General features: G+C 55.4%; 22 protein-coding genes and 1 pseudogene. 9 read left to right on the top strand and 14 right to left on the bottom strand.

The window, feature by feature from the left end:
- Positions 1–73: 73 nt before the first annotated feature.
- Both serA and rpiA read right to left on the bottom strand, forming a co-directional pair.
- The gene (gene serA, locus F3J31_RS13385; RefSeq protein WP_021242062.1) at positions 74–1,306 is read right to left on the bottom strand and encodes a phosphoglycerate dehydrogenase; all 1,233 of its coding nucleotides are present in this window, start codon (positions 1,304–1,306) and stop codon (positions 74–76) included.
- Between the two features lie 266 nt (positions 1,307–1,572).
- Complete coding sequence (gene rpiA / locus F3J31_RS13380) at positions 1,573–2,232, bottom strand: ribose-5-phosphate isomerase RpiA (RefSeq protein WP_014885151.1); 660 nt, start codon at positions 2,230–2,232, stop codon at positions 1,573–1,575.
- A gap of 127 nt (positions 2,233–2,359) precedes the next feature.
- Here rpiA and argP point away from each other — a divergent pair, with 127 nt between their 5' ends.
- The gene (argP, locus tag F3J31_RS13375) at positions 2,360–3,253 is read left to right on the top strand and encodes a DNA-binding transcriptional regulator ArgP (RefSeq protein WP_008499727.1); all 894 of its coding nucleotides are present in this window, start codon (positions 2,360–2,362) and stop codon (positions 3,251–3,253) included.
- Between the two features lie 43 nt (positions 3,254–3,296).
- Here argP and F3J31_RS13370 read toward each other — a convergent pair whose 3' ends face one another.
- The 7 genes from F3J31_RS13370 to tkt all read right to left on the bottom strand — a co-directional run bounded on the left by F3J31_RS13370 (position 3,297) and on the right by tkt (position 11,663).
- Entirely contained in the window at positions 3,297–4,028 is a 732-nt protein-coding gene (locus tag F3J31_RS13370; protein WP_167213583.1) for an oxidative stress defense protein, read from the bottom strand.
- A 91-nt stretch (positions 4,029–4,119) separates the two neighbouring features.
- Positions 4,120–4,755, bottom strand: a complete 636-nt coding sequence (gene argO / locus F3J31_RS13365; RefSeq protein ID WP_021242063.1) for an arginine exporter ArgO — start codon at positions 4,753–4,755, stop codon at positions 4,120–4,122.
- Positions 4,756–4,900: 145 nt separating this feature from the next.
- Positions 4,901–5,755, bottom strand: coding sequence for a small-conductance mechanosensitive channel MscS (locus tag F3J31_RS13360; RefSeq protein WP_039265487.1), 855 nt, complete (start codon positions 5,753–5,755; stop codon positions 4,901–4,903).
- A 186-nt stretch (positions 5,756–5,941) separates the two neighbouring features.
- The gene (gene fbaA, locus F3J31_RS13355; protein ID WP_008499731.1) at positions 5,942–7,021 is read right to left on the bottom strand and encodes a class II fructose-bisphosphate aldolase; all 1,080 of its coding nucleotides are present in this window, start codon (positions 7,019–7,021) and stop codon (positions 5,942–5,944) included.
- Positions 7,022–7,113: 92 nt separating this feature from the next.
- On the bottom strand, positions 7,114–8,277 hold the full coding sequence (pgk, locus tag F3J31_RS13350; protein ID WP_008499732.1) for a phosphoglycerate kinase: 1,164 nt from the start codon (positions 8,275–8,277) through the stop codon (positions 7,114–7,116).
- A gap of 49 nt (positions 8,278–8,326) precedes the next feature.
- On the bottom strand, positions 8,327–9,346 hold the full coding sequence (gene epd, locus F3J31_RS13345; RefSeq protein WP_039265486.1) for an erythrose-4-phosphate dehydrogenase: 1,020 nt from the start codon (positions 9,344–9,346) through the stop codon (positions 8,327–8,329).
- 325 nt (positions 9,347–9,671) lie between these two features.
- Positions 9,672–11,663, bottom strand: coding sequence for a transketolase (gene tkt, locus F3J31_RS13340; RefSeq protein ID WP_045909923.1), 1,992 nt, complete (start codon positions 11,661–11,663; stop codon positions 9,672–9,674).
- A gap of 272 nt (positions 11,664–11,935) precedes the next feature.
- Here tkt and F3J31_RS13335 point away from each other — a divergent pair, with 272 nt between their 5' ends.
- Both F3J31_RS13335 and F3J31_RS13330 read left to right on the top strand, forming a co-directional pair.
- Entirely contained in the window at positions 11,936–12,694 is a 759-nt protein-coding gene (locus tag F3J31_RS13335; protein WP_021242066.1) for a M48 family metallopeptidase, read from the top strand.
- Positions 12,695–12,903: 209 nt separating this feature from the next.
- On the top strand, positions 12,904–14,172 hold the full coding sequence (locus F3J31_RS13330) for an OprD family outer membrane porin (RefSeq protein ID WP_032653315.1): 1,269 nt from the start codon (positions 12,904–12,906) through the stop codon (positions 14,170–14,172).
- 49 nt (positions 14,173–14,221) lie between these two features.
- Here F3J31_RS13330 and speB read toward each other — a convergent pair whose 3' ends face one another.
- From speB to F3J31_RS13300, 5 genes and pseudogenes are all read right to left on the bottom strand, one after another.
- Complete coding sequence (gene speB / locus F3J31_RS13325; RefSeq protein WP_008499737.1) at positions 14,222–15,142, bottom strand: agmatinase; 921 nt, start codon at positions 15,140–15,142, stop codon at positions 14,222–14,224.
- Between the two features lie 230 nt (positions 15,143–15,372).
- On the bottom strand, positions 15,373–17,349 hold the full coding sequence (speA, locus tag F3J31_RS13320) for a biosynthetic arginine decarboxylase (RefSeq protein ID WP_008499744.1): 1,977 nt from the start codon (positions 17,347–17,349) through the stop codon (positions 15,373–15,375).
- A gap of 8 nt (positions 17,350–17,357) precedes the next feature.
- The gene (yqgB, locus tag F3J31_RS13315) at positions 17,358–17,489 is read right to left on the bottom strand and encodes an acid stress response protein YqgB (protein WP_127312443.1); all 132 of its coding nucleotides are present in this window, start codon (positions 17,487–17,489) and stop codon (positions 17,358–17,360) included.
- 94 nt (positions 17,490–17,583) lie between these two features.
- Positions 17,584–17,673: pseudogene (locus F3J31_RS23510) on the bottom strand (hypothetical protein); the annotation flags it as partial.
- Between the two features lie 170 nt (positions 17,674–17,843).
- Positions 17,844–18,014, bottom strand: coding sequence for a hypothetical protein (locus F3J31_RS13300; RefSeq protein ID WP_045335271.1), 171 nt, complete (start codon positions 18,012–18,014; stop codon positions 17,844–17,846).
- Positions 18,015–18,152: 138 nt separating this feature from the next.
- Between F3J31_RS13300 and metK the strand changes: the two genes are divergently transcribed.
- From metK to gshB, 6 genes are all read left to right on the top strand, one after another.
- Positions 18,153–19,307, top strand: coding sequence for a methionine adenosyltransferase (gene metK / locus F3J31_RS13295; RefSeq protein WP_014885184.1), 1,155 nt, complete (start codon positions 18,153–18,155; stop codon positions 19,305–19,307).
- 427 nt (positions 19,308–19,734) lie between these two features.
- Positions 19,735–21,132, top strand: coding sequence for a galactose/proton symporter (galP, locus tag F3J31_RS13290; protein ID WP_008499747.1), 1,398 nt, complete (start codon positions 19,735–19,737; stop codon positions 21,130–21,132).
- A 58-nt stretch (positions 21,133–21,190) separates the two neighbouring features.
- Positions 21,191–21,688: a SprT family zinc-dependent metalloprotease gene (locus tag F3J31_RS13285; protein WP_021242073.1), complete on the top strand. Its 498-nt coding sequence runs from the start codon at positions 21,191–21,193 to the stop codon at positions 21,686–21,688.
- A 94-nt stretch (positions 21,689–21,782) separates the two neighbouring features.
- Positions 21,783–22,490, top strand: coding sequence for a deoxyribonuclease I (gene endA / locus F3J31_RS13280; protein WP_021242074.1), 708 nt, complete (start codon positions 21,783–21,785; stop codon positions 22,488–22,490).
- 52 nt (positions 22,491–22,542) lie between these two features.
- Positions 22,543–23,274 (top strand): 16S rRNA (uracil(1498)-N(3))-methyltransferase, encoded by a 732-nt coding sequence (gene rsmE / locus F3J31_RS13275; protein WP_021242075.1) that lies wholly within the window; start codon positions 22,543–22,545, stop codon positions 23,272–23,274.
- 19 nt (positions 23,275–23,293) lie between these two features.
- Entirely contained in the window at positions 23,294–24,241 is a 948-nt protein-coding gene (gshB, locus tag F3J31_RS13270) for a glutathione synthase (RefSeq protein ID WP_063622415.1), read from the top strand.
- Positions 24,242–24,323 lie beyond the last annotated feature (82 nt).

Here is a 24,323-nt window from a genome sequence, read left to right as displayed (position 1 = left end):
CCGACACACAGACCGCACGACCGTTGTAGGTCGGGTAAGGCGCAGCCGCCACCCGACACCACAGACCGCACCATCAGTACAGCAGACGCGCGCGAATCGTCCCCGGAATGGCCTTCATGCTCAGCAGCGCTTTCTCGGCCACATCGTCATCCGCTTCGATATCAATAACCACATAGCCCATCTGCGAGTTGGTCTGCAGATACTGCGCGGCAATGTTAACGCCCTGCTCGGCAAAGATCTGGTTAATCGCGGTCAGCACGCCTGGACGGTTTTCGTGGATGTGCAGCAGACGACGGCCACCGTGCAGCGGCAGCGACACTTCCGGGAAGTTCACCGCAGAGAGCGTAGAACCGTTGTCGGAGTATTTACTCAGCTTACCCGCCACTTCAAGACCGATATTCTCCTGCGCTTCCTGCGTAGACCCGCCGATGTGTGGCGTCAGGATCACGTTGTCGAACTCGCACAGCGGAGAGGTAAACGGATCGCTGTTGGTCGCAGGCTCCGTCGGGAAGACGTCGATGGCGGCGCCCGCCAGGTGCTTACGCTTCAGCGCATCGCACAGCGCAGGGATATCGACAACCGTGCCGCGCGCGGCGTTAATCAGCAATGAGCCCGGCTTCATCAGCGCCAGCTCTTCTGCACCCATCATGTTTTTGGTGGACGCATTTTCCGGCACGTGCAGGCTCACCACGTCACTCATGTTCAGCAGGTCAGACAGGTGTTGAACCTGGGTGGCATTGCCCAGCGGCAGCTTGCTTTCGATATCGTAAAAATAGACATGCATACCGAGAGATTCCGCCAGAATCCCCAGCTGGGTACCGATGTGGCCATAGCCGATGATACCCAGTTTTTTTCCACGGGCTTCGTAGGAACCCGCAGCCAGTTTGTTCCAGACGCCGCGGTGTGCTTTGGCGTTAGCCTCCGGAATGCCGCGCAGAAGCAGCAGCAGTTCGCCAATGACCAGCTCCGCCACGGAACGGGTGTTGGAGAATGGGGCGTTGAAGACAGGAATACCGCGTTTCGCGGCAGCATTCAGGTCAACCTGGTTGGTACCGATGCAGAAGCAGCCGATAGCCACCAGCTTTTCCGCCGCGGCAATCACATCTTCAGTCAGGTGAGTACGGGATCGCAGGCCAATGAAGTGGGCATCACGGATGGACGCTTTCAGCTCTTCGGTATCGAGCGCGCCTTTGTGAAATTCGATGTTGGTGTAACCTGCCGCACGAAGGCTATCGATTGCTTTTTGATGCACGCCCTCGACCAGCAGGAATTTAATCTTGTCTTTCTCCAGTGATACCTTTGCCATTTACCCGACCCTGTTTTTGTCTGAACTGATGTTGTGCTGGATATAAATCCGCTGTAGCCAACATATCAAAAAAAACTATTGCAGCAATATGAACGTTTGCGTCGGCACGCTGAAGGAAAGTCATACAGCGCTAAATGGCAGAGGAAAATGCTATGGAAATTTACAAACGCGGAAGGATCGGCAAAAGAGGCATAAAAACGTGACACAAGTCACCGAATTTAGCGTATCAAAAATTTTTTAGCGGGGGGAGGACTCCCCCCGTCAGATCATTTTACGATGGTTTTCACGCCGTCAGCGGTGCCGATCAGCGCCACATCCGCGCCACGGTTGGCGAATAGCCCTACGGTCACGACGCCAGGAATGGCGTTGATGGCATTTTCCAGCGCAATCGCGTCGAGAATTTCCAGACCGTGAACGTCGAGGATCACGTTACCGTTGTCGGTCACTACGCCCTGACGATATTCCGGGCGACCGCCCAGCTTCACCAGCTGACGGGCAACCGCGCTGCGGGCCATCGGGATCACTTCAACCGGCAGCGGGAAATTCCCCAGAATGTCCACCTGCTTGGAGGCGTCCGCGATGCAGATAAACTTGTCCGCAACGGAGGCGATGATTTTTTCACGCGTCAGCGCCGCGCCGCCGCCTTTGATCATCTGCATGTGGCCGTTGATTTCATCCGCACCATCAACGTAAATCCCCAGACGATCCACTTCGTTGAGATCGAAAACGGTAATGCCGAGGCTTTTCAGCTTTTCCGTGGAAGCATCAGAGCTGGAAACCGCGCCCTCGATCTGCCCCTTCATCGTGCCCAGCGCATCGATAAAGTGTGCCGCGGTTGATCCCGTACCGACACCGACAATGGTACCCGGCTGTACGTACTGGAGAGCGGCCCATCCTACTGCTTTTTTCAGTTCATCCTGCGTCATGATCGTTTTGCCTGTGGTGTGAAAACTCAGGGCGCATTATAGAACACGTCGAATGGAATTCGTCTGCCACAAAGGGAAAATTGTGTCATAGTGCAGAATAAGCAAAATTAAGGAGCCAGCCAGAGCAATGAAACGTCCGGACTACAGAACACTACAGGCACTTGATGCAGTTATTCGTGAACGAGGTTTTGAGCGCGCGGCGCAAAAGCTTTGCATCACGCAGTCCGCCGTCTCTCAGCGTATCAAACAGCTTGAAAATATGTTCGGCCAGCCGCTGCTGGTACGTACCGTACCGCCACGTCCAACCGAGCAAGGACAAAAGCTCCTCGCCCTGCTGCGCCAGGTTGAACTGCTGGAAGACGAGTGGCTGGGTGACGAGCAAACGGGCTCTACGCCGCTGCTGCTCTCTCTGGCGGTCAACGCCGACAGTCTGGCAACCTGGCTGCTGCCGGCCCTTGCGCCGGTTCTCGCGGACTCCCCTATCCGCCTGAATTTGCAGGTTGAAGACGAAACCCGCACCCAGGAGCGCCTGCGTCGCGGTGAGGTAGTTGGGGCGGTCAGTATCCAGCCTCAGGCGCTGCCAAGCTGTCTTGTCGATCAGTTAGGCGCCCTGGATTACCTGTTTGTGGGTTCAAAAGCCTTTGCCGAGCGCTACTTCCCGAACGGCGTCACCCGCGCTGCGCTGCTGAAAGCTCCTGCCGTGGCGTTCGACCATCTGGACGATATGCATCAGGCGTTCCTGCAGCAAAACTTCGACCTGCCGCCGGGCAGCGTGCCGTGTCATATCGTTAACTCGTCTGAAGCCTTCGTGCAGCTTGCGCGCCAGGGCACGACCTGCTGCATGATCCCGCACCTGCAGATTGAGAAAGAGTTGAAAAGCGGTGAGCTGATTGACCTGACGCCGGGGCTGTATCAGCGCCGGATGCTCTACTGGCACCGTTTTGCGCCGGAAAGCCGGATGATGCGCAACGTCACCGACGCGCTGCTGGCCTACGGGCATAAGGTATTGAGACAGGATTAAAAAGAAAAGCCGGGTGGCGGCTACGCCTTACCCGGCCTACAGATTACTGAGCCGGTTTCGGCTGTGCTGCAACGGGTTCCAGCTGGAAGACCACATCCACCTGATCGTCGAACTGAATGGTTGGCTGCTCGTAAGTTTCCTGAGCGGATACCGGGGCTGCATCAGCCTTCATCATACGAACCATCGGGCTTGGCTGGTAGTTAGAGACGTGGTAACGCACGCTGTAAACCGGACCGAGCTTGCTCTTAAAGCCAGAAGCCAGCTGTTCCGCCTGGTGAATAGCATCATCGATCGCCGCTTTACGCGCTTCGTCTTTGTATTTCTCCGGTTGCGCAACGCCCAGCGACACGGAACGGATCTCGTTCAGGCCCGCCTTCAGCGCACCGTCCAGCAGCGAGTTAAGCTTATCCAGCTGACGCACGGTCACTTCAACGGTACGCACGGCACGGTAGCCTTTCAGGATGCTTTTGCCATTCTGGTAGTCGTAATCGGGTTGAGTACGCAGGTTCGCAGAGTTGATATCTTTTTTACCGACACCGTTCTGCTCGAGGAAAGAGAGGTATTGCGCAACGCGATCGTCAGCCTGCTTCTTGGCCGTCGCCGCATCTTTCGCCGCCACATTCACCTCAATTGCCAGGGTTGCAACATCGGGTACCGCGTCCACGCTTGCGGTGCCTGACGTGACGATGTGCGGGCCATCCGGCAATTCGTTTGCCTGCACCGACACCGCACCGAAACTTACTAATGCCGCCAGGGCCATCACCTTAAACTTCACTGTTATTCCTCCATGTTGCGAAGAGTGCCCAATAACAGGGCGCATGCCAGCAAGCTTAGCGGGTCTTATTCAGTTGTCCATAAGACAAGGATTAGTTGAACAATTCCTGGACATGATGAATCCCCTCTTTCGCCAGCTGGAAAGCGATAAACCACATCACCAGGCCGACCAGGGTATTAATGATGCGCTGGGCTTTGGCCGTACGCAGACGAGGAGCCAGCCATGCCGCCAGAATGGCGAGACCGAAGAACCACAGGAAAGAGGCGCTGACCGTGCCGAGCGCAAACCAGCGTTTCGGTTCAACGTCCAGTTGACCGCCCAGGCTGCCCAGCACGACGAAGGTGTCGAGATAGACATGAGGGTTTAGCCAGGTCACCGCCAGCATGGTGACGATAATCTTCCAGCGGCCCTGCTTCATGACCTCCGCGCTCGCCAGTTCGAGGTTGCTGCTCATCGCCGTTTTCAGCGCGCCGAAGCCGTACCAGAGCAGAAACGCCACGCCGCCCCAGGTGACCAGCGCCAGCAGCCACGGAGACTGCATCAGCAGCGCGCTGCCGCCAAAAATCCCGGCGCAGATCAGCAGTAAATCGCTTACCGCGCACAGCAGGGCAATCATCAGATGGTACTGGCGGCGAATGCCCTGATTCATCACGAACGCATTTTGCGGCCCGAGCGGAAGGATCATGGCTGCACCTAAGGCAAGCCCTTGAAAATAATAAGATAGCATGACGATTTTCTCGCAGTGTTGTTCTGGAAGCCGACTATACTGCGCGAATCACATAAGAGGAAATGGATAATATTAATTGGGTATTAGCGGAGCTTATGAAAGTAAAGCCCGGTGGCGCTAGCGCTTACCGGGCCTACGGGTGACGTTATTCTGCTTCTTTGACTTTTTTGACGTTTACGTCCATCTGCGGGTACGGGAAGCTAATGCCGTTGGCGTCGAAGTCGCGCTTAATGCGTTCCAGCACGTCCCAGTACACGTTTTGCAGATCGCTGCTTTTGCTCCAGATACGCACCACAAAGTTAATGGAGGAAGCGCCAAGTTCATTCAGGCGAACCGTCTGCTCTTTGTCTTTCAGGATACGATCGTCTGAAGCAATGATGTTGGTAATCAGCGACTTCACCTGATCGATGTCGGAGTCGTATGCCACGCTGATAATCAGTTCGTTACGACGCACCGGCTCACGGGAGAAGTTAATGATGTTGCCCGCGATAATTTTCCCGTTCGGCACGACCACGATGCGGCCATCGACGGTGCGCATGGTCGTTGAGAAAATTTGTACCTGCAGCACGGTTCCGGCAATGCCGCCAAGGTCAACGTACTCGCCGGAGCGGAACGGACGGAAGGTCACCAGCAGAACGCCTGCCGCCAGGTTTGAAAGCGAGCCCTGCAGCGCCAGACCAATAGCCAGACCGGCGGCACCGAGAACGGCGATGACGGAGGCGGTTTGCACCCCAACACGGCCCAGCGCGGCAATCAGCGTAAAGGCGATAATGCCGTAACGCACCAGTGCGGAGAGGAAGTCAGCCACCGTGGCATCAATGTGACGGGCCAGCATCACGCGGTTAACCGTATTCGAGACAATACGCGCCACGATCATCCCGACGATGATGATGGCAATCGCCGCGACGATGTTCACGGCATAGCTCAGCAGCAGGGCCTGGTTGCGCACCAGCCAGTTACCGGCGTTATTGATGCTGTCTACAACATCGAGTTGTTCCATTTATTCTTCCTTTTGTTAAACCAAAACACAAAATCCATCCCCCATGGAGACAGGCAGGTCTGTAAAGGGTAAACAAAAAGCACCGGTTTTGCCAAACAGATCACAAAAGCAGGTCTGGCAGGGTATTGAAAAAGCATAAAAAAAGGCCCGCATTTGCGGGCCTTCTGATGCTGCTAGCAGCTCAAATTACAGAACGTCGATCGCGTTCAGTTCTTTGAAAGCCTGCTCCAGACGGGTCACCATGGACGTCTGCGCTGCGCGCAGCCATACGCGTGGATCGTAGTATTTCTTGTTCGGCTGGTCTTCGCCTTTCGGGTTGCCCAGTTGGCCCTGCAGGTAAGCTTCGTTCGCTTTGTAGTACTGCAGGATACCGTCCCAGGTTGCCCACTGGGTGTCGGTATCGATGTTCATTTTCACAACGCCGTAGCTTACGGAGTCTTTGATTTCCTGAGCAGAAGAACCGGAACCGCCGTGGAAGACGAAGTTCAGGCTGTTGTGCGGCAGGTTGTGTTTCTTGGAAACGTATTCCTGAGAATCACGCAGGATGGTTGGGGTCAGAACCACGTTACCTGGTTTGTAAACGCCGTGTACGTTACCGAAGGACGCTGCGATGGTGAAGCGTGGGCTGATTTTGCTCAGCTCGGTGTAAGCGTAATCAACGTCTTCTGGCTGGGTGTACAGTGCAGAAGCGTCCATGTGGCTGTTGTCCACGCCGTCTTCTTCACCGCCGGTGCAACCCAGTTCGATTTCCAGGGTCATGTCCATTTTGGCCATGCGCGCCAGGTACTTAGAGCAGATTTCGATGTTTTCGTGCAGTGACTCTTCAGACAGGTCGATCATGTGAGAAGAGAACAGTGGCTTACCGGTTGCCGCGAAGTGTTTTTCACCCGCGTCCAGCAGACCGTCGATCCACGGCAGCAGTTTCTTCGCGCAGTGGTCAGTGTGCAGGATAACTGGAACACCGTAGTGCTCAGCCATCTGGTGAACGTGGTGCGCACCAGAGATAGCGCCCAGGATTGCAGCACCCTGAGGAATGTCAGTTTTCACGCCTTTACCTGCGATGAACGCAGCGCCACCGTTAGAGAACTGAACGATAACCGGTGCTTTAACTTTTGCAGCGGTTTCCAGTACGGCGTTGATGGAGTCGGTACCCACGCAGTTAACTGCTGGCAGAGCGAAGTTGTTTTCTTTAGCTACCTGGAACACTTTCTGTACGTCATCACCAGTGATAACGCCAGGTTTTACGAAATCAAAAATTTTAGACATGTTGCTTAGTCCTGTATCTTCGGCCGTTAGAAAAGGTGCGAGCTCTTAAAAGCGCGCTGAAAATTGGGCAGGTTTCCCTGCCCTTGAATGGCTTACTTCTTAGCGCGCTCTTCGAGCATTGCTACTGCTGGCAGTACTTTGCCTTCCACGAATTCGAGGAATGCGCCGCCACCAGTGGAGATGTAGGAGATTTTGTCAGCGATACCGAACAGGTCGATTGCTGCCAGGGTGTCACCACCGCCTGCGATAGAGAACGCTTCGCTGTCTGCGATAGCGTTAGCAACGATTTCAGTCCCTTTGCGGAAGTTCGGGAATTCGAACACGCCAACCGGACCGTTCCACAGGATAGTTTTTGCGTTTTTGAGGATTTCAGCCAGTTTCTGTGCAGAAACGTCGCCCAGATCCAGAATCTGCTCTTCGTCTTTGATGTCGTTGACAGACTTCAGAGTCGCGGTTGCGGTTTCGGAGAACTCGGTCGCGACGCGAACGTCAGTTGGAACCGGGATATCACAGGTACCCAGCAGGCGTTTGGCTTCGTCAACCAGGTCTGCTTCGTACAGGGATTTACCCACGTTGTGGCCCTGAGCGGCAACGAAGGTGTTCGCGATACCACCACCAACGATCAGCTGGTCAGCGATTTTAGACAAGGAATCCAGAACGGTCAGTTTGGTGGAAACTTTAGAACCACCAACGATAGCGACCATTGGACGAGCAGGTTCTTTCAGTGCTTTACCCAGCGCTTCCAGTTCGTCAGCCAGCAGAGGACCGGCACACGCTACGTCTGCGAATTTACCGATACCGTGGGTAGACGCCTGAGCACGGTGCGCCGTACCGAAGGCATCCATCACGAACACGTCGCACAGTGCAGCGTATTTTTTGGAAAGGGTTTCGTCGTCTTTCTTCTCGCCTTTGTTGAAGCGAACGTTTTCCAGAACAACCAGTTCACCGGCTGCTACGTCAACGCCATCCAGGTAATCTTTCACCAGGCGAACCGGGTTGGACAGTTTGTCTTTCAGGTAATTAACCACTGGCAGCAGAGAGAACTCTTCGTTGTACTCGCCTTCAGTTGGACGACCCAGGTGGGAGGTGACCATCACTTTCGCGCCCTGCTTCAGAGCCAGCTCGATGGTTGGCAGAGATGCACGGATACGCGCGTCGCTGGTCACTTTGCCATCTTTAACCGGTACGTTCAGATCGGCACGGATGAAAACGCGTTTACCAGCCAGATCCAGATCGGTCATCTTAATTACAGACATGGTGAATCCTCTCGTTGATTCTTAAAGTTTTGCAGACGCACGATGCGTCTTACCTGAAACCTTGAGCAGCCATTGCTAACGTGGTGTCGAGCATTCGGTTAGCAAAGCCCCATTCGTTATCACACCAGACCAGCGTCTTGATAAGGTGTGCGCCACTGACCCTCGTTTGCGTGCCATCGACGATGGCGCTGTGCGGGTCGTGGTTAAAATCTACTGAGACCAACGGTAATTCCGTATAGTCAACTATACCATGAAATGCCCCCTGTGCCGCTTTTTGCAGCAACAGGTTGACTTCACAGGCTTTTACCGGTTTTTTCACCGTTACGCTAAGGTCGATTGCGGTGACGTTGATCGTTGGGACGCGCACGGCAATCGCTTCAAAACGGTCATTGAACTGCGGAAAAATTCGGGTGATCCCTGCCGCCAGTTTCGTATCCACCGGAATGATTGACTGGCTCGCTGCACGCGTGCGCCGTAAATCCGGGTGGTAAGCGTCAATGACCTGCTGATCGTGCATGGCGGAGTGAATCGTGGTCACGGTGCCGGACTCAATGCCATACGCATCGTCTAACAGTTTGATGACCGGAATAATGCAGTTGGTGGTACAGGAGGCGTTGGAAACAATGCGGTGTTCGGCCCGCAGCTCATGCTGGTTGACGCCAAACACGACGGTCGCGTCGAGGTCGTTACTGCCGGGATGAGAAAACAGAACTTTTTTCGCGCCGGCTGTCAGATGCGCTTCGCCATGTTCGCGATTGCCATACACACCGGTACAGTCAAGTACGACATCCACACCCAGTTCACGCCAGGGTAGCCCGGAGATGCTGTTCTCATGCAGCACACGAATCGCGTCATCACCCACAAAAAGCTGATCTCTTTCCTGGCGCACGTCCCAGGCAAAGCGTCCGTGGCTGGTGTCATACTTCAATAAATGCGCCATGCCCGCAGCATCCGCCAGTTCATTGATTGCCACCACGGTTATTTCCGCCCGACGTCCGGATTCATACAAAGCACGAACCACATTACGCCCGATGCGACCGAAGCCATTAATCGCTACGCGTACGGTCATAGATCTCCTGCAAAGCAATCCCTGAGTGTGAGGTGGCTGAAAGAGTAATCCAGCTACGCCCGAAGGGGAATCCTTGCTGTCACAAACTGCGATTGATTGGTCAATTGTCGAACATTTAATCGACTGAAACGCTTCAGCAAGAATAAGCGAATCGGGGAATAAAAGGAATGTCTGTCCAGATGAATAAGCGAGCTATATGACTTGCGTCACATTTTCGGTGGAATAATGACGCAAAAAAAGCCGGGTGGCGCGCTAGCGCTTACCCGGCCTACTTTCGAGCCATTTGTAGACCCGGTAAGCGTAGCGCCACCGGGCAAAACGGCGATTACAGCAGTTCTTTCGCTTTCGCGACAACGTTCTCAACGGTGAAGCCGAACTCTTCGAACAGCTGCTCTGCCGGAGCAGACTCACCGAAGGTGGTCATGCCGACGATAGCGCCGTTCAGGCCCACGTATTTGAACCAGTAGTCAGCGATACCCGCTTCCACTGCCACGCGAGCGGAAACCGCTTTAGGCAGTACGGATTCACGGTAAGCGGCATCCTGCTTGTCGAACGCGTCGGTAGACGGCATGGAGACCACGCGCGCCTTCACGCCTTCGGCAGTCAGTTTTTCCCATGCGGCAACAGCCAGCTCAACTTCAGAACCGGTAGCGATGAAGATCAGCTCTGGCTGGCCCGCGCAATCTTTCAGCACGTAGCCACCGCGAGCGATGTTCGCCAGCTGCTCTGGCGTACGCTCCTGCTGTGCCAGGTTCTGACGGGAGAGGATCAGCGCGGTAGGACCGTCCTGACGCTCAACGCCGTATTTCCACGCTACCGCGGATTCCACCTGGTCACACGGACGCCATGTGCTCATGTTCGGGGTCACGCGCAGGGAAGCCACCTGCTCTACCGGCTGGTGAGTTGGACCGTCTTCGCCCAGACCGATGGAGTCGTGGGTGTAAACCATCACCTGACGCTGTTTCATCAGCGCCGCCATACGCACGGCGTTACGCGCATATTCGACGAACATCAGGAAGGTAGAGGTGTACGGCAGGAAACCACCGTGCAGGGAGATACCGTTGGCAATCGCAGTCATACCGAATTCACGTACACCGTAATGGATGTAGTTACCGGCAGTGTCTTCGTTGATTGGCTTAGAACCGGACCACAGGGTCAGGTTAGATGGCGCCAGGTCAGCGGAGCCGCCGAGGAATTCCGGCAACAGAGGACCAAACGCTTCAATGGCATTCTGAGACGCTTTACGGCTCGCGATTTTAGACGGGTTCGCCTGCAGCTTAGCGATGAACTCGTTCGCTTTCGCGTCGAAGTCAGACGGCATGTCACCTTTCATACGACGGGTGAATTCAGCCGCTTCCTGTGGGAAGGCTTTCGCGTAAGCCGCGAACTTCTCGTTCCACGCCGCTTCTTTCGCCTGGCCTACTTCTTTTGCATCCCACTGAGCATAGATCTCAGATGGGATTTCGAATGCAGGGTATTTCCAGCCCAGCGCTTCGCGGGTCAGTGCGATTTCCGCGTCGCCCAGCGGCGCGCCGTGGGAGTCGTGCGTACCCGCTTTGTTCGGAGAACCGAAGCCGATGATGGTTTTGCACATCAGCAGGGACGGTTTGTCCGTCACAGCGCGCGCTTCTTCTACTGCACGTTTAATCGAGTCAGCATCGTGACCATCAACGCCACGCACAACGTGCCAGCCGTAGGCTTCGAAACGTGCAGCGGTGTCGTCAGTGAACCAGCCTTCAACGTGACCGTCGATGGAGATACCGTTGTCGTCATAGAACGCAACCAGTTTACCCAGCTTGAGGGTACCTGCCAGGGAGCACACTTCGTGAGAAATGCCTTCCATCATGCAGCCGTCGCCCATGAACGCGTAGGTGAAGTGGTCAACGATGTCGTGGCCAGGACGGTTGAACTGCGCCGCCAGGGTCTTCTCAGCGATCGCCATACCCACAGCGTTAGCAATACCCTGACCCAGCGGGCCGGTGGTGGTTTCTACGCCAGCGGTGTAGCCCACTTCCGGGTGACCTGGAGTTTTGGAGTGCAGCTGACGGAAGTTTTTCAGCTCTTCGATAGGCAGATCGTAGCCGGTGAGGTGCAGCAGGCTATAGATCAGCATAGAGCCGTGGCCGTTAGACAGTACGAAACGGTCGCGGTCAGCCCATGACGGGTTCTGCGGGTTGTGGTTCAGGAAATCGCGCCACAGGACTTCGGCGATATCAGCCATACCCATAGGGGCCCCTGGGTGGCCGGATTTGGCTTTCTGTACTGCGTCCATGCTCAGCGCACGAATAGCATTAGCAAGCTCTTTACGTGAGGACATTTTAACTCCAGATCGGACTGTTAAAGGCCATGCCCTTGACGACAGCGCGTTTTGGGCTACGCCGGAAAAAAGTGCCAACAATGTAACCCAAGCGGCATGCCATGTACATGGACCATTCTTTTGCAGCTTAAGAAATCTCTGGATCATGCTCGCATGTTGCGCAATCTGCTCGCCCGGCCCTGTAGATATTCCTTATACTTAGCCCGACACCGGCTTCGCTGACGGTGCACTTTTCGGATTTTATTCAGATTAACGAGTACGGAAGCAACCTCATGAAAATGCGTGCAATAGTGCTGGCCCTGGGTACAACGCTCCTGCTGAGCGGCTGTCAGAATATGGATTCTAACGGCCTGATGACCTCAGGCGCAGAGGCCTTTCAGGCCTATTCCCTGAGCGATGCGCAGGTAAAAGCGCTGAGCGACCAGGCCTGTAAAGATATGGACGGAAAAGCCACGCTTGCGCCGGCTAACAGTACCTACACGCAGCGTCTGAATAAGATTGCTTCCGCGCTGGGCGATAACATCAACGGCCAGCCGGTGAACTACAAGGTTTACATGGCGAAAGACGTCAACGCCTTCGCGATGGCGAACGGCTGTATCCGCGTTTACAGCGGCCTCATGGATATGATGACCGACAACGAAGTGGAAGCCGTCATCGGCCATGAAATGGGCCACGTTGCGCTGGGCCACGTGAAGAAAGGGATGCAGGTTGCCTTAGGCACCAATGCCATCCGCGCAGCGGCGGCCTCAGCAGGCGGTATCGTTGGCAGCCTGTCCCAGTCACAGCTTGGCGACGTGGGTGAAAAACTGGTGAACTCCCAGTTCTCCCAGCGTCAGGAGTCCGAAGCGGATGACTACTCCTACGATCTGTTGCGCAAACGCGGCATTAATCCATCCGGTTTAGCCACCAGCTTTGAAAAACTGGCCAAACTGGAAGCAGGACGTCAAAGCTCAATGTTTGACGATCACCCTGCCTCAGAAGAGCGCGCACAGCATATTCGCGACCGTATGGCCGCAGACGGAATTAAATAATTTCAGAAGGAGGCAGTTTTGCCTCCTTTTTATTTCGCATGAATTGTTAACTTAACAGCACGTATCGATAACACCTCTGAAAGCCCCGCCAAATCTGCCCTGTTACATTGAAATGTCTGGTCACATAATTATTGCAAAGGTCACTTTTTCCGGTAATTATCACCCCTGCAGTTATTCAATTAATATATCCAGACAGAGACGTTCCCTCCGTGAAAAAAGAATTATCATTAATTGCTTTAAGTTTATTTTCCGCATTACCTGCCGCTGCAAGCCAGCAATCCGACAGCCAGGGTTTTATTGACGACAGCCATCTGGACCTGTTTTTACGCAATGCGTATATCAGCCGTGATTATCATCAGGGCCAGCAGGACAAAGCAGAATGGGGTCAGGGGATCATCGCCACGTTTGCATCCGGCTATACCGAAGGGCTGGTGGGCTTTGGTGTGGACGGCATTGCTCAATACGGCGTGCGCCTGGACGGCGGTCGCGGCAAGAGCGGCGCAGGCGGCATCGACTTCTTTAAGCAGGAAGACGACGGCCGGGCAAAATCCGATCTGGCAAAGTTTGGCGCAACCGCCAAAATGCGCATCTCGAATACCGTACTGAGCTACGGGAATCAGCGTCCTGAGCTGCCCATCGTCAATGCCGACAGCTCTCGCCTGCTCTTTGAAAGCTACACCGGCACCATGCTGACCTCAAAAGAGATCGACGGTCTGGAAATCAACGCCGGTTATTTCACCGACGAGCAACGTAAAAGTGACGACCGCCACGACAGCGGGCTGAAGAGCCTCTCCTTCGGCGGCGCGAGCTACCAGTTTAACGATCAGTTCAGCGGCGCGTTTTACGCCTCTCACAATGAAGAGGTGATGAACAAGCAGTATCTGGGCCTGAACTTCAAACAGCCGTTCAGCACCGGGCAGCAGCTGGTGCTCGACTTCAACGGCTATAACTCCCGTCTCGACCAGAGTTACGCGGACAGCCTCGATACGGGCCGCAGCAACGCTATCTGGAGCCTGGCGGCGAGCTACATCTGGGATATTCACACGTTCAAAGTGGCGTACCAGCAGAGCAGCGGCAGCACCGGCTACAACTACGGCGGCTACCGCGACCAGGGCGGCGTGGGTGATGGCGGTAACACCATCTGGCTGGCAAACTCCTACTGGTCTGATTTTAACGGCGAAGATGAACGTTCCTGGCAGGCATCTTACGGTCTGGACTTTGGCGGCCTTGGCCTGCCGGGTCTGAGCTGGACCACCGCCTACGTGCGCGGGGACAACATCAAAACCGCGGAAACCAGCAACGGCAAAGAGCACGAGTGGTTTAACCAGATCCAGTACCAGGTGCAGGATGGCCCGGCGAAGGATCTGAAACTGAAACTGCGCTATTCCGTGCTGCGCGTCTCCAGCAACGCCAGCGACTATAACGTGGGCGGGGACGAGATCCGCGCTTACGTGGAATACCCGTTTAACGTGTTCTAAAGGCAATAAAAAACCTCTCCAGGGAGAGGTTTTTTACGTCAGAAGAGGCTTATTCGCCTTTTTTGGCTGCCTGGATGTAGAGCATTTCCAGTGCCAGGGTCGCTGCGGCCAGCGCAGTGATCTCGGACTGGTCATACGCAGGCGCCACTTCCACCACGTCCATCCCGACAATGTTGAGATCCTTCAGGCCGCGCACCAGCTTGATGGCGCGGTCTGAGGTCAGGCCGCCGATCACCGGCGTACCGGTACCCGGTGCAAATGCCGGATCCAAGCAGTCGATGTCGAAGGTCAGATACACGGGCATATCACCCACGATCTGCTTCACCTGCGCGAGGATGTCATCCACGCCGCGGTCGTTAACCTGACCCGCATCCAGCACGGTGAAGCCGTTATCTTTGTCGAATTCAGTGCGAATACCGATCTGCACGGAGTGGTTCGGGTCGATCAGACCTTCGTTCGGCGCGGTAAAGAACATGGTGCCGTGGTCAAACTCACAGCCGTTCGCGTAGGTGTCGGTATGCGCATCAAAGTGTACCAGCGCCATTTTACCGAAGTGCTTCGCGTGGGCGCGCAGCAGCGGCAGGGTCACAAAGTGGTCGCCGCCGAAGGAGAGCATGCGCTTACCGGCAGCCAGCAGCTTCTCGGCGTGGGCCTGCAGCTTTTCGCTCATCTCACGCGCATCACCAAAGGCATACACCAGGTCACCGCAGTCCACCACGTTCAGGCGCTCGCGCATGTCGAAGTTCCACGGGAAACGGTTGTGCTCCCAGGCCAGGTTAGTGGAAACCTGACGGATCGCCGCCGGGCCATGACGCCCACCCGCACGGCCTGACGTTGCCATGTCGAAAGGTACGCCGGTGATCACCCAGTCCGCGTCACTGTCGTACGGCTGGAAGTTCATCGGAAGGCGTAAAAAACCAAACGCGTTAGATACCAGAGAGTTATCGTACTGATGACCTAAAGTGCTCATGTCCTGACCTCTTTTAAAGTCGATACATTAAAAACAGATGAAAAAAAATCCCCTCCGCGTCGTTAAACCCGACGAGGAAGGGATTGATTCGTAAATCGCTAATTGAGGCGAATTATCGCCGGTAATGCACACGGGTTCAAGAGAGTATAGCATTCTGCCGGATGGCGGCTTCGCCTTATCCGGCCTACATTCGTAGGCCCGGTAAGCGCAGCGCCACCGGGCATCAGCGACTATTCGTCTTCCAGGTACGTATAACCGTACAGACCCGCTTCAAACTCTTCCAGGAACTGCTGCTGCAGCGCATCGTCCAGCCCGGTGTTTTTCACCTGGTCGCGGAACTGCGTCAGCAGGGTTTTCGGATCGAGCTGAACGTATTCCAGCATGTCCGCCACGGTATCCCCTTCGTCAGACAGCTCAACTTCCACGCTGCCGTCAGGGAAGACAAACACGTCAACCGCCTCGGTATCACCGAACAGGTTGTGCATGTTGCCGAGGATCTCCTGGTACGCGCCGACCATAAAGAAGCCCAGCATCGGCGGGTTCTCCGGGTCGTACTCCGGCATTGGCATCGTCGTTGCGATACCGTCGCCATCAACGTAGTGGTCGATTGCGCCGTCAGAGTCACAGGTGATGTCCAGCAGCACCGCGCGACGTTCCGGGGCGTGGTTCAGCCCTTCCAGCGGCAGAACCGGGAACAGCTGATCGATACCCCAGGCATCCGGCATCGACTGGAACAGCGAGAAGTTGACGTAGATCTTATCCGCCATTCGCTCCTGCAGCTCGTCGATAATCGGACGGTGCGCACGGTTGCTCGGGTCGAGCTGTTTCTGCACTTCATGACACATGTTCAGATAGAGCTGCTCCGCCCACGCGCGCTCCTGCAGGCTGAAGGTGCCTGAAGAGTAGCCGACGTGAATGTCGTGCAGGTCCATCTGGCTGTCGTGCAGCCATTCGCGCAGGGAACGACGCGTGCCCGGCTCGTGCATCTCCTGCCAGGTTTCCCACATGCTCTGCAGGGAACGCGGCGCATCGTCTGCCGGCGGCGTCGCTTCGGTGGTTTCGCTGCGCTCAACGCCGATGATGTTTGAGACCAGCACCGTATGGTGCGCGGTGACCGCGCGACCGGATTCGGTGATCACCGTCGGGTGCGGCAGGCCGTTCTCTTCACAGGCATCGCCGATCGCCCAGATAATGTTGTTCGCGTATTCGTTCAGGCCGTAGTTCACGGAGCAGTCAGACTGCGAGCGGGTCCCTTCGTAGTCCACGCCCAGGCCGCCGCCCACGTCGAAGCACTGAATATTCACGCCAAGCTTGTGCAGCTCAACGTAGAAACGCGCTGACTCACGCACGCCGGTCGCGATGTCGCGAATGTTGGCCATCTGCGAGCCGAGGTGGAAGTGCAGCAGCTGAATGCTGTCCAGACGCCCACGCTCGCGCAGGATCTCCACCAGCTGCAGCACCTGGTTCGCCGCCAGGCCGAACTTGGATTTTTCGCCGCCGGAGGACTGCCATTTTCCGGAACCCTGTGACGCCAGACGCGCACGCACGCCAAGGCGTGGCACCACGTTCAGACGCTCGGCCTCTTCCAGCACGATGGCGATTTCAGTCATCTTCTCGATAACCAGATAGACCTTGTGGCCCATCTTCTCGCCAATCAGCGCCAGACGAATGTATTCACGGTCTTTATAGCCGTTACAGACGATCACTGAACGGGTCATGCCCGCATGGGCCAGAACCGCCATCAGCTCCGCTTTGGAGCCGGCTTCCAGACCCAGCGGCTCGCCGGAGTGGATCAGAGATTCGATCACGCGGCGGTGCTGGTTTACCTTGATGGGGTAAACCAGGAAGTAGTCGCCTTTATAGCCGTAGGATTCACGCGCGCGCTTGAACGCGGCGTTAATAGAACGCAGGCGATGTTGCAGGATCTGCGGGAAGCAGAACAGTGCAGGCAAACGCTGGCCCTGAGCTTCACGGGCTTTCACCAGTTTAGCGAGATCCACGCGCGCTTCAGGGACGTCCGGATCCGGGCAGACGCTGATGTGGCCCAGTTCGTTGACGTCGTAGTAGTTATTGCCCCACCAGGCAATATTGTAAGTGCGCAGCATCTTGCTGGCTTCCTCGGAGCTCATCGCAACCTCCTGCATAGAACGTAGTACACCCTGTTCGCCCGCTGACGAAGGCGAAAAAGAAGACATGTCGTCAGACATAGCGAACCTCAACTCTTTGTATTAAGTGTAAAACAGTTGACTACTATCGCAGCGTTATACGGCGATAACAACCCATAAACGGCTCCGTTTCCCAGCAGAGTATGCTGAAATCCAGACCGTGCGACCGGTTTCTTATTCATATCATTGTAAAACACGTATCCGAACTCTGTATGACAAGGTTCGGCGAAACCACGAGAAAACTCTTGTATTAACAAGAGCGCCCTTGTTCAGTTTTCACAAAGCGTGACCGGCCCTGGAATCCTGAGAAGCGCCGAGATGGGTATAACATCGGCAGGTTTGCAGACTAGAAATGCGGGTTGCGGGAATCAAATGCGCGCCAGAACGGCTGCGCTGAATTAGCGGAAAACGATGGTTCATTATCTCGTATCACCTCCACGGCCGCCTCTGCTGAAACGGACCCCAAGCCAAAGCTAAAAGTTCACTGCTTTACCCGGCTGGAAGTGGCGACACGATGAGTTCATCGAGCGCTTATTTTATATGAGCCGCGCGCCGCGTTTTATACCGAGAAGGGGGCTAAAAAGCAAAACAAAAATGCGCGTGTTGCCAGCACCGTCAGGAATTTTTGCCAGCAGCAATTTCAACTGAGTGAGAGATGAGTCAAAAAAAACTGGAAATCGGGTGAAGAAGTGACCTAAAATAGCCATCCAGATGTTAATCCATCTATACTGATTAACACTCATACTGCCAGTGTCAAAAACCTGCAGGCCTTGGTAGAATTATCTCCTTTGGCTATTCCACACAGCAGCTTGAGCTAACCAAATTCCTCTTAGGTGAAATAAAACATGGCAAAACACCTGTTTACGTCCGAGTCCGTATCAGAAGGACATCCTGATAAAATTGCTGACCAAATTTCCGATGCGGTGCTGGATGCGATCCTCGCGCAGGATCCAAAAGCGCGCGTCGCGTGTGAAACCTATGTCAAAACCGGCATGGTTCTGGTTGGCGGTGAAATCACCACCAGCGCATGGGTTGATATCGAAGAGATCACGCGTAACACGGTGCGTGAGATCGGTTATGTGCATTCTGATATGGGCTTTGATGCCAACTCCTGCGCGGTACTGAGCGCGATTGGCAAACAGTCTCCAGACATCAACCAGGGCGTTGACCGTGCCGATCCGCTGGAACAGGGCGCGGGCGACCAGGGCCTGATGTTCGGCTATGCAACCAACGAAACCGACGTGCTGATGCCAGCGCCGGTCACCTACGCACACCGTCTGGTGCAGCGTCAGGCTGAAGTGCGTAAGAACGGCACCCTGCCGTGGTTGCGTCCGGATGCAAAAAGCCAGGTCACCTTCCAGTACGACGACGGTAAAATCGTCGGTATTGATGCGGTCGTTCTGTCCACCCAGCATTCCGAAGAGATCGATCAGAAATCCCTGCAGGAAGCAGTGATGGAAGAGATCATCAAGCCGGTTCTGCCAACCGAATGGCTGAGCAGCGCCACCAAATTCTTCATCAACCCAACCGGACGCTTTGTGATCGGCGGCCCAATGGGTGACTGCGGTCTGACCGGTCGTAAAATTATCGTTGATACCTACGGCGGCATGGCGCGTCACGGTGGCGGCGCATTCTCCGGTAAAGATCCATCAAAAGTGGACCGTTCTGCAGCGTACGCGGCACGTTATGTGGCGAAAAACATCGTGGCTGCCGGCCTGGCTGACCGCTGTGAGATTCAGGTTTCCTATGCTATCGGCGTGGCTGAACCCACCTCCATCATGGTTGAAACCTTCGGTACTGAGAAAGTGCCTTCAGAACAGCTGACCCTGCTGGTGCGCGAGTTCTTCGACCTGCGTCCATACGGCCTGATTCAGATGCTGGATCTGCTGCACCCAATCTACAAAGAAACCGCTGCATACGGTCACTTTGGTCGTGAACATTTCCCATGGGAAAAAACCGACAAAGCCGCTCTGCTGCGTGAAGCTGCCGGTCTGAAGTAATCGACTGACATCGCTTTTAAAAGGCCAGCCTTCGGGCTGGCCTTTTTTTTGTCGGGTGGCGGCTACGCCTTACCCGACCTACGGGGTATGGAGCTTCTGTAGGCCGGGTAAGGCGCAGCCGCCACCCGGCTGAAAGGCGCACCGTTTGGAACCGATTACACCGCAGCGGATGTCTTCCGCTTTCAGAATATTCTCTTTGCGTGATCGCCTTTCTTCTGCTGTTACATTCCCTTTCAGTTAAGTCTGAAATGTGTCCTTTCGCGATGCGCATCACCTCATTTACCTCTATATTTTCAAAGCCTTAATTTTATTTACGGTTACACACGAGTGTAACCGATTACACCAATGTGATTAATCTCACATATTTTTACGGGTCGCTCACCTACCCTTAACATCAATAAAACTGATAACCCAACTGGAGGGCATAATGCCTGACAATAAAAAACAGGGGCGTACGTCCAACAAGGCGATGACATTCTTCGTCTGTTTCCTCGCCGCCCTGGCAGGATTACTTTTTGGCCTGGATATCGGCGTGATTGCCGGTGCATTACCTTTCATCACTGACGAGTTCCAGATCAGCGCTCACACTCAGGAATGGGTGGTGAGCTCCATGATGTTTGGCGCGGCCGTCGGGGCCGTCGGCAGCGGCTGGCTCTCCTTCAAGCTCGGACGTAAAAAGAGCCTGATGATCGGCGCGATCCTGTTTGTTGCCGGCTCACTCTTCTCTGCCGCAGCGCCTAACGTTGAGGTCCTGCTGGTTTCCCGCGTGCTGCTCGGTCTGGCCGTGGGCGTGGCGTCCTATACCGCCCCGCTTTACCTGTCTGAAATTGCGCCGGAGAAAATCCGCGGCAGTATGATTTCGATGTACCAGCTGATGATCACCATCGGTATCCTGGGCGCGTACCTTTCCGATACGGCGTTTAGCTACAGCGGCGCATGGCGCTGGATGCTCGGCGTGATCATCATCCCTGCAGTTCTGCTGCTGATTGGCGTCTTCTTCCTGCCGGACAGCCCGCGCTGGTTCGCTGCAAAACGTCGATTCCACGATGCCGAACGCGTGCTGATGCGCCTGCGCGATACCAGCGCAGAAGCGAAAAACGAGCTGGAAGAGATCCGCGAAAGCCTGAAGGTCAAACAGTCCGGCTGGGCGCTGTTTAAAGAGAACAGCAACTTCCGTCGCGCCGTTTTCCTTGGCGTGCTGCTGCAGGTGATGCAGCAGTTCACGGGGATGAACGTCATCATGTACTACGCGCCAAAAATCTTTGAGCTGGCGGGTTATACCAACACCACCGAGCAGATGTGGGGGACCGTCATCGTGGGTCTGACCAACGTGCTGGCGACCTTTATCGCCATCGGTCTGGTTGACCGCTGGGGACGTAAGCCAACCCTGACGCTGGGCTTCCTGGTGATGGCGGCCGGTATGGGCGTCCTCGGTACCATGATGCATGTGGGCATTCACTCCCCAACAGCCCAGTACTTTGCGGTAGGCATGCTGCTGATGTTTATCGTCGGGTTTGCGATGAGCGCCGGTCCGCTGATCTGGGTGCTGTGCTCTGAGATCCAGCCGCTGAAAGGGCGTGATTTTGGTATCACCTGCTCTACCGCAACCAACTGGATTGCTAACATGATCGTCGGCGCAACGTTCCTGACCATGCTCAATACTCTGGGTAATGCCAATACCTTCTGGGTCTACGCCGGTCTGAACATCTTCTTTATTGTGCTGACCATCTGGCTGGTTCCAGAAACCAAACACGTGTCTCTGGAACATATTGAACGTAACCTGATGAAAGGTCGTCCTCTGCGTGAAATCGGCGCCCACGACTGATCCTCTTACGGGAGGCGCCTCTTGCGCCTCCCCGCTTCGCGCTTTATGCTCTGCCCCTATGAAAGCACCCCGTCTCCCCATCGCCATTCAGCAGGCCGTTATGCGCAGCCTGCGGGAAAAACTCGCCCAGGCGAACCTGAAGCTCGGTCGCAACTACCCTGAACCCAAACTCGTCTACCAGCAGCGTGGCACCTCGGCCGGTACAGCCTGGCTTGAGTCGTATGAGATCCGCCTTAACCCGGTGCTGATGATGGAAAACCAGCAGGCGTTTATCGATGAAGTGGTGCCGCACGAGCTGGCGCATCTGCTGGTGTGGAAACACTTTGGCCGCGTCGCGCCGCATGGAAAAGAGTGGAAGTGGATGATGGAGGCGGTGCTCGGCGTTCCGGCCCGCCGCACGCATCAGTTCGAGCTGGAATCGGTACGCCGCAATACCTTCCCCTACCGCTGTCAGTGCCAGCAGCACCAGCTTACCGTCCGCCGCCATAATCGCGTGGTGCGCGGCGAGGCGACCTACCGCTGCGTCAAATGTGGCGAGCCGCTGGTGGCGGAATAATTATCTGAACTTTCAGGAACTTTCCTGATCTGACTGATTGCATACAGGAACAACATTCGTTACGTTGCGGGCTCGTTTTGACACGGAGTGTAAGATGTCCCGTAATTTTTCTCTTGCGGTCGCCTTTTTGACGACAGCGCTCTCAGGCCACGCCCTGGCCGACGGTATCAACAGTTTCTCTCAGGCCAAAGCGGCCGGTGTTAAGGTCAACGCCGACGTGCCGGGCGATTTCTACTGCGGCTGTAAAATTAACTGGCAGGGTAAAAAAGGGGTCGTTGACCTTGAATCCTGCGGCTACAAGGTGCGTAAAAACGAAAACCGCGCCAGCCGTATTGAATGGGAACATGTCGTTCCGGCATGGCAGTTTGGCCACCAGCGCCAGTGCTGGCAGGATGGCGGACGTAAAAACTGTGCCAAAGACCCGGTTTACCGCCAGATGGAAAGCGATATGCATAACCTGCAGCCAGCCGTGGGCGAAGTGAACGGCGACCGGGGTAACTTCATGTACAGCCAGTGGAACGGTGGCGAAGGCCAGTACGGCCAGTGCGGTATGAAGATTGATTTTAAAGAGAAAGTCGCCGAGCCCCCTGCCCGCGCGCGCGGCAGCATTGCCCGCACGTATTTCTATATGCGTGACCGTTACGATCTCAACCTTTCCCGCCAGCAGACGCAGCTGTTCAACGCCTGGGACAAGCAGTACCCGGTGACGGAGTGGGAATGCCAGCGCGACGAACGTATCGCCAGAGTCCAGGGGAATCACAACCCTTACGTCCAGCGGGCTTGCCAGGCGCAAAAGAGCTAACCTACACTAGCGGCAATTCGCTTACATCGTATGAGACACGGAATTTCTGACTATGCGCATTCCCCGCATTTACCATCCTGAACTGATTACCGCAGGCCGCGAAATCGCCCTGTCTGATGACGCCGCCAACCACGTTGGCCGCGTGCTGCGCATGGGCGCCGGTCAGGCAATACAGCTGTTCGACGGCTCCAACCAGGTTTTCGACGCCGAAATTACGCGGGCCGATAAAAAAAGCGTACACGTGAACGTCCTGCGCGGTGAAGTGGATGACCGGGAATCACCGCTGCACATCCATCTGGGCCAGGTGATGTCGCGCGGCGAGAAAATGGAGTTCACGATCCAGAAATCCATTGAACTGGGTGTAAGCCTCATTACGCCACTTTTTTCTGAGCGCTGTGGCGTTAAACTGGATGCGGAACGTCTGAACAAAAAGATCCAGCAGTGGCAGAAAATTGCCATCGCGGCTTGCGAACAGAGTGGCCGCAACCGGATTCCGGAGATCCGCCCGGCGATGGATCTGGAGGAGTGGTGTGCTGAAGAGGACAGTGGGCTGAAGCTCAATCTTCATCCGCGCGCCAGCGCCAGCATCAATACGCTGCCGCTGCCCGTTGAGCGCGTTCGCCTGCTGATTGGTCCCGAAGGCGGCCTGTCGGCGGACGAAATTGCGATGACGGCACGTTACCAGTTTACTGATATTCTGTTGGGACCACGCGTTCTGCGCACTGAGACAACGGCACTCACGGCCATTACCGCGCTACAGGTACGGTTTGGCGATCTGGGTTGACGCATTATTGGAGAGAAAGATGATCAAGCTCGGCATCGTGATGGACCCCATCGCAAACATCAACATCAAAAAAGATTCCAGCTTCGCCATGCTGCTGGAAGCGCAGCGTCGCGGCTATGAACTCCACTATATGGAGATGAACGATCTTTACCTGATCAATGGTGAAGCCCGCGCCCGCACACGCATCGTTAACGTCGAGCAGAACTACGACAAATGGTATGAGTTCGGCACCGAGCAGGACATTGCGCTGGCCGATCTCAACGTCATTCTGATGCGTAAAGATCCGCCGTTCGACACCGAGTACATCTACTGCACCTATATTCTCGAACGTGCAGAAGAGAAAGGCACGCTGATCGTCAACAAGCCGCAGAGTCTGCGCGACTGTAACGAGAAGCTCTATACCGCCTGGTTCTCTGACCTGACGCCGGAAACCCTGGTGACCCGCAACAAAGCCCAGTTGAAAGCATTCTGGCAGAAGCACGGCGACATCATCATGAAGCCGCTGGACGGCATGGGCGGCGCGTCGATTTTCCGCGTGAAGGAAAGCGATCCGAACATTGGCGTGATTGCCGAAACGCTGACCGAACTGGGGACGCGTTACTGCATGGCGCAGAACTATATTCCGGCGATCAAAGACGGCGACAAACGCGTTCTGGTGGTGGATGGCGAACCGGTCCCTTACTGCCTGGCGCGTATCCCGCAGGGCGGTGAAACCCGTGGTAACCTGGCGGCCGGTGGCCGTGGTGAGCCGCGTCCGTTGACCGAAAGCGACTGGGAAATTGCCCGCCGCGTTGGTCCTACGCTGAAAGCCAAAGGCCTGATCTTCGTCGGACTGGATATCATCGGCGATCGTCTGACCGAAGTGAACGTCACCAGCCCGACCTGCATTCGTGAAATTGAGGCGGAATTCCCTGTCTCAATCACCGGCATGCTGATGGACGCTATCGAAAAACGTTTACAAAAATAACCTAACAATACTATTAGTGACAGCGCCTGAGTTTGTCCCCATACTGGGCGCTGTCGCTTTTTAAACCAGGAAACAGTACCTC

The organism is Enterobacter sp. Acro-832, assembly GCF_011752745.1.
GTDB lineage: Bacteria > Pseudomonadota > Gammaproteobacteria > Enterobacterales > Enterobacteriaceae > Enterobacter > Enterobacter quasiroggenkampii.
This window is presented reverse-complemented; position numbering and strand designations above follow the sequence as displayed.